Origin of the sequence: Bacteroides sp. Ga6A2 (assembly GCF_000702225.1) — a bacterium.
GTDB lineage: Bacteria > Bacteroidota > Bacteroidia > Bacteroidales > Bacteroidaceae > Ga6A1.
Window position 1 is genome coordinate 69,605 of record NZ_JNKX01000023.1, and the last position, 6,152, is coordinate 75,756.

A 6,152-nucleotide genomic window follows, 5' to 3' on the forward strand; every position below is an offset into this window, starting at 1 on the left:
TACTATGAATACTGAAAATTTGATGATGTTGCAAAAGTCTATGCCTTTTTGTTTGTCTTTTCTAAATATATTTGATAATTTAGCACATTATTAAAATCTATTTACTGCAAAAAAAAGTTTATGAAGAAAATTTTAGGTCTTGACCTTGGCACAAATAGTATTGGTTGGGCGGTGGTGAAAGCGGAAGAGAAGCTACGCGACAATGAAACTTCCTATCTTCAACCGGTAGGGATAAGTGCGGCAGGAAGTCGAATTATTCCAATGTCTGCTGATATTCTGGGAGATTTCGATAAAGGTAATTCTGTGTCACAGACAGCTGAACGAACTGGATTCCGTGGCGTTCGCCGTTTGCACGAGCGTAATCTGCTGCGCCGCGAACGCTTGTTGCGTGTGCTGAATCTGATGAATTTTCTGCCAGACCACTATGCCAATCAGATTGACAGATATGGAAAGTTTATCAATCATTCTGAGCCCAAGTTGGCTTGGGCGAAAGACGAAACTGGCAAGTTCAGATTCATTTTCGAAGATTCGTTCAACGAAATGCTTGCCGATTTTGCAAAGAATCAGCCGCAACTTGTAGCCGACGGCAAGAAAGTGCCATACGATTGGACTATCTATTATCTGCGCAAGAAGGCTTTGTGGCAAAGACTGACAAAAGAAGAACTTGCGTGGATTCTGCTGCAATTCAATCAAAAGCGTGGCTATTACCAACTTCGTGGCGAAGAAGAGGAGGAGGCGCAGGACAAGAAAGTTGAGTTCCTTGAACAAAAGGTTGTACGAGTTGAGGCTACCGAAGAGAAAAAGGGCAAGGATACTTGGTACAATGTATATCTTGAGAACGGAATGGTTTACCGCCGTCCAAGTAGTGTACCTCTCGATTGGGAAGGAAAGGTTAAGGAGTTTATCGTTACAACAGACCTCGAAAAAGATGGTTCGCCAAAGAAAGATAAGGAAGGAAACATAAAGCGTTCGTTTCGTGCCCCAAAAGAGGACGACTGGACTTTAGTAAAAAAGAAAACTGAATTCGACATCGACAACAGCCACAAAACCGTTGGTTGCTATATCTACGATGCTTTACTACAGAATCCGAATCAAAAGATTGTGGGCAAGCTCGTGCGCACAATCGAGCGTAAATATTACAAAGATGAACTCCGTCAAATTCTTGATATCCAGAAGGCTTTGATGCCAGAACTTCAAGACGAGAATCTTTACAAGGCTTGTATCGAGGAACTCTATCCAAACAATGAGGCACACCGAAATAACATCGCTAAACCTGATTTCGCCAATCTGTTTGTCAACGACATTCTGTTCTATCAGCGTCCGCTAAAGAGTAAAAAGTCGCTTATAAGTAATTGTCCTTATGAATCGCATTTCGATAAGGACGGCATAGAGTATCCAATAAAGTGCATAGCAAAGTCGAATCCGCTTTTCCAAGAGTTCCGTTTGTGGCAGTTTGCTCAGAATTTGAGGATTTATCAGCGTGAGAAAGAGGTTGCAGACAAACTTCTGACAGATGTTGATGTAACTAATGAGATTTTGAAATCGGAGGACGATTACGTAGCTCTCTTCGATTGGCTTAACGACAGAGCATCAATAAAACAAGATACTCTGCTCAACTCATATTTCAAGTTCAAAAAAGAGAAAGGCAAAGACAAATATCCATATCGTTGGAACTACGTTGAGGATAAGGAATATCCGTGCAACGAAACACGTGCCGACATTCTGAAAGGATTTGACAAATGTGGCGTTTCTGCCGATTTCTTGACAAAAGAACGAGAAATGCAGCTCTGGCATATTCTCTATTCAGTTGAAGACAAAAATGAAATTAGCAAGGCTCTGAAAAAGTATGCCGAGAAGAACAATTTGCCCGAATTGTTTGCCGATGTATTTGCCAAAATTAAGCCGTTCAAAAAGGAGTACGGTTCTTATTCAGAAAAAGCTATCAAGAAGTTGCTTCCGCTTATGCGCATGGGCAAATATTGGAGTGCAGATGCCATTGACGCAAAAACAAAAGAGCGTATTGATAAGATTATCACGGGCGAATATGACGAAAAGATTAGAGACCGTGTTCGCGAAAAGGCTATCAATCTGACCAGCGAGAATCATTTCAAAGGCTTACCTATTTGGTTGGCTTGCTACATTGTGTACGACCGTCATTCAGAAGCCAAAGAGATTGAAAAGTGGGAGAAGCCTGAAGATATTGATAAATACCTAAAAGCTTTCAAGCAACATTCTCTTCGCAATCCTATTGTGGAGCAGGTGGTTACAGAAACGCTTCGCACAGTGCGCGATATCTGGAAGCAGGAGGGAAATATCGACGAGATTCACGTTGAACTTGGTCGAGAGATGAAGAATCCTGCCGACAAACGCAAGAAAATGACTGAAAACATTCAGCAAAATGAGAATACCAACTTGCGCATCAAAGCAATGCTTATGGAGTTTATGAACCCAGAAATGGGCATTGAGAACGTGCGTCCGTATTCGCCAAGCCAGCAGGATATTTTGCGTATTTACGAAGAGAATGCGCTCGACAATCTTTCTAAGGACGATCCTGATTTTGACTTTGTCAATAAGATTTCTAAATTGGCTCAGCCTTCAAAATCAGATATAGTAAAGTATAAATGCTGGTTGGAGCAGAAATATCGTTCGCCTTATACTGGCGAGATGATTTCACTTGCCAAACTTTTCACACATGCTTACGAAATTGAGCATGTGATTCCACAGTCGCGCTACTTCGACGACTCATTCAGCAATAAAGTAATTTGCGAAGCCGAAGTGAATAAGTTGAAAGACCGTCAGTTGGGCTTTGAGTTTATCAAGAACCATAAGGGCGAAAAGGTGCAACTTAGTCAGGGTGGAACTGTTGAGATTCTTTCCATTGAGGCTTACGAGAAGTTTGTAAAGGATATTTACAGCAACAATCGCACAAAGATGAAAAAGTTACTGATGGACGATATCCCTGACGGCTTTATTGAACGTCAGCTTAACGATAGTCGATATATAAGCAAATTGGTAAAAGGCTTGCTGTCGAACATTGTGCGCGAGAAATTGCCAAATGGCGATTATGAACAAGAGGCTGTTTCGAAAAATCTGATTTCGTGCAACGGCTCTATTACCGACCGCCTGAAAAAGGATTGGGGACTGACTGATGTTTGGAATAGCATCGTCTTGCCGCGTTTCAAGAGATTGAATGAATTGACAGGGAAATATGTCTTTACTGCCGTAAGTGCAGAAGGACATGAAATTCCTGCTATGCCGCTCGAATTACAGAAGGGCTTCAGCAAGAAACGTATAGACCATCGCCATCATGCAATGGATGCCATATCTATAGCTTGTGCAACTCGCGACCATGTAAATTTGCTCAACAATGAGGCAGCACACTCGCAAAAGCATGATAAGTCGTATCGCCACGATTTGCAGCGCAAACTCCGCCGATTTGAAAAGACGATGATTAACGGACAAGAGCGAGAGGTTGCCAAGGAGTTCCTGAAACCGTGGAATTCGTTCACCACGGATGCAAAGCAGGCTTTGGAAAACATCATCGTCAGCTTCAAGCAGAACTTGCGTGTAATAAACAAGACAACCAACCACTATCAGCATTTTGATGAGAGTGGCAAGAAAGTCATGACTAAGCAAGAGGGGGGCGATAGTTGGGCAATACGCAAGTCAATGCACAAAGACACGGGCTGGGGTGAAGTGAATTTGCGTTTCAAAAAGCAAGTTTCGCTAAACGAGGCTCTGAAGACTCCTCAATACATAGTTAATGCTGATTTTAAAGGCAATGTCGTTAAGTGGTTGAAACTTGTGGATGCCAAGGCGATAAAGAAACTCGTAGAAGGTCAAAAAGACGTATGGTCTGATATTGATGTCAAGAAAATATGGGTTTATTATTTCACAAAAGAAACAAACGACCGCTATTTTGCAACTCGTTTCTTGAGCGATTTGGTTGGCTATATGTCTGGTGTAAAAGATTATGATAAGGCAATTGCAAAAATAGAAGGTATTACGGATACGGGTATTCAGAAAATTCTGAAAGCCCACCTAAAGGCGAAGGGAGACAATCCGGAACTTGCTTTTTCTGCCGATGGCATCGACGAGATGAATCGTATTATTGTGGATTTTGAAAAGATTAAGAATTATCAGCTGAAAAAAGTTCATAAGCCTATTTACAAGGTACGTCGTTATGAATGCGGCAATAAATATTCAATCGGACAAATCGGTTGCAAAGCAAAGAAATTTGTAGAAGCCGATAAGGGCACAAACCTATTCTTTGCTATTTTCAGTTCTGAAAAATTGAACAAGGAGACTGGTGAGATGGAAAGCGTGCGTTCATACCTTACCATTCCGCTAAATGTGATGATTGATTGCCAAAAGAAATTTGGTTCTCAATGGCGCGATAACATTGAGGCTTATTTGAAAGAAAACAATTTGGTTCCTTCTGATGTCAAGTTGTTGTTCATTCTTTCGCCAAACGATTTGGTTTATCTGCCAACCAAAGAGGAGTTGAAGGATGGAATAAAGGTTGTTGATAAGAAGCGGATTTATAAAATGGTGAGTTGTACAGGTAACGAAGGACATTTTGTTCCTGCAAGAATAGCCAATCCTATTTTGCAAACGACCGAGTTAGGAAGTAATAATAAAGCGCAACGTGCATGGACTGGTGAAATGATAAAAGAAATCTGTGTCCCATTAAAAGTCGACCGATTAGGCAATATTATAGAAATAGGAAAATAACCATCGAGTGGGGCGCAGAGATGTGCCTCACTTTCTTATTTTTAATACCATGATAAAAAGAACTTTATATTTTGGCAACCCGGCATATCTTAGTCTGAAAAACAGCCAACTTGTAATCAAAATTCCAGGGCTCGAAAAGAGCAATATGCACCAGAATTTCAAGGACGAATTTACGACCACCGTTCCTATTGAGGACATAGGAGTCGTTGTGCTCGACAGCATGTATCTAACAATAACATCGGGTGTTATTTCAGCCTTGCTCGATAACAATTGTGCCATTGTTACTTGCGATTCTAAGTGTATGCCTGTCGGCTTGCTGCTGCCGTTGGCTGGCAATACAATACAGAGCGAACGCTTCAGAAAACAGCTCGATGCTTCTCTGCCTCTGAAAAAACAGTTGTGGCAGCAGACCATCAGGGCTAAAATCTATAATCAGGCAATGATTCTCGGCAAGTACACAAAAGCCGAGACTGGCAACATGATGGCATGGACCGAAACGGTAAGAAGTGGCGACTCCGATAATCTGGAGGGTAGGGCGGCGGCTTATTATTGGCGCAATGTCTTTCCTGCAATTCCTAAGTTCGTAAGGGGGCGCGATGAGGCTGCTCCAAATAATCTGCTCAACTACGGATATGCCATTCTCAGGGCTGTTGTGGCAAGGGCTTTGGTCGAGAGCGGACTGCTTCCGACTTTCGGAATCCATCATCACAACCGTTACAACGCCTATTGTCTGGCTGATGATATCATGGAACCATATCGCCCTTATGTCGACGAAATCGTAATCGCGATAATAAACGAAGGCATTGATTATTCAACTCTGACAAGAAATTTGAAGGCTCGTTTTCTTGTTCTGCCAACAACCGAGGTGGTGATTGGTGGAAAACGCAGTCCGCTGATGGTTGCCGTGTCGCAGACAACATCGTCGCTTTACAAGTGTTTCAACGGAGAAATCCGACTGATTTCTTATCCCGAAATAGTTGATTGATGGATCGTTTCAGCGAATATCGAATTATGTGGGTGTTGGTGTTTTTCGATTTGCCTACCGAAACGAAGAAAGACCGCAAAGAGGCAGCTTTGTTCCGTAAGAATCTGATGCAAGATGGCTTCACCATGTTTCAGTTTTCGATATATGTGCGTCATTGTGCCAGCGCGGAAAATGCAGATGTTCATGTGAAGCGCGTTAAGGCTTTTATTCCCAAATACGGTCAAGTCGGGATAATGAGGATAACGGACAAGCAGTTTTCTGCCATAGAGATTTTTTATGGTCGCAAGCCTCAGAAACCTAACAGCCCCGGTCAGCAGTTGGAACTGTTTTAGTATAGAAACAAGAAATCCTGCTCCAAAAAGCAGGATTTCTTGTCTTGAAATACAGTTTTTTGTTTTGTAATTTTGTTTGCAAAAGTGTGATATACAGTATT

3 protein-coding genes are annotated in these 6,152 nt (G+C 41.9%); all 3 read left to right on the top strand.

Annotation, left to right across the window (positions count from 1 at the left end; all coding sequences use genetic code 11):
• Positions 1-120 precede the first annotated feature (120 nt).
• From cas9 to cas2, 3 genes are read left to right on the top strand one after another with little or no spacing between them, the layout of a single operon-like run.
• Complete coding sequence (cas9, locus tag T538_RS0107560) at positions 121-4,734, top strand: type II CRISPR RNA-guided endonuclease Cas9 (protein WP_031533241.1); 4,614 nt, start codon at positions 121-123, stop codon at positions 4,732-4,734.
• A gap of 49 nt (positions 4,735-4,783) precedes the next feature.
• A complete protein-coding gene (cas1, locus tag T538_RS0107565; protein ID WP_031533243.1) occupies positions 4,784-5,719 on the top strand; it encodes a type II CRISPR-associated endonuclease Cas1 in 936 nt (311 codons plus the stop codon).
• Entirely contained in the window at positions 5,719-6,051 is a 333-nt protein-coding gene (gene cas2 / locus T538_RS0107570; protein WP_031533245.1) for a CRISPR-associated endonuclease Cas2, read from the top strand. Before cas1 ends, cas2 begins: the two co-directional genes overlap by 1 nt.
• Positions 6,052-6,152 lie beyond the last annotated feature (101 nt).

Coding starts and splice junctions, on each gene's coding strand:
- cas9 (WP_031533241.1), top strand. CDS start 121: ATGAAGAAAATTTTAGGTCTTGACCTTGGCACAAATAGTATTGGTTGG.
- cas1 (WP_031533243.1), top strand. CDS start 4,784: ATGATAAAAAGAACTTTATATTTTGGCAACCCGGCATATCTTAGTCTG.
- cas2 (WP_031533245.1), top strand. CDS start 5,719: ATGGATCGTTTCAGCGAATATCGAATTATGTGGGTGTTGGTGTTTTTC.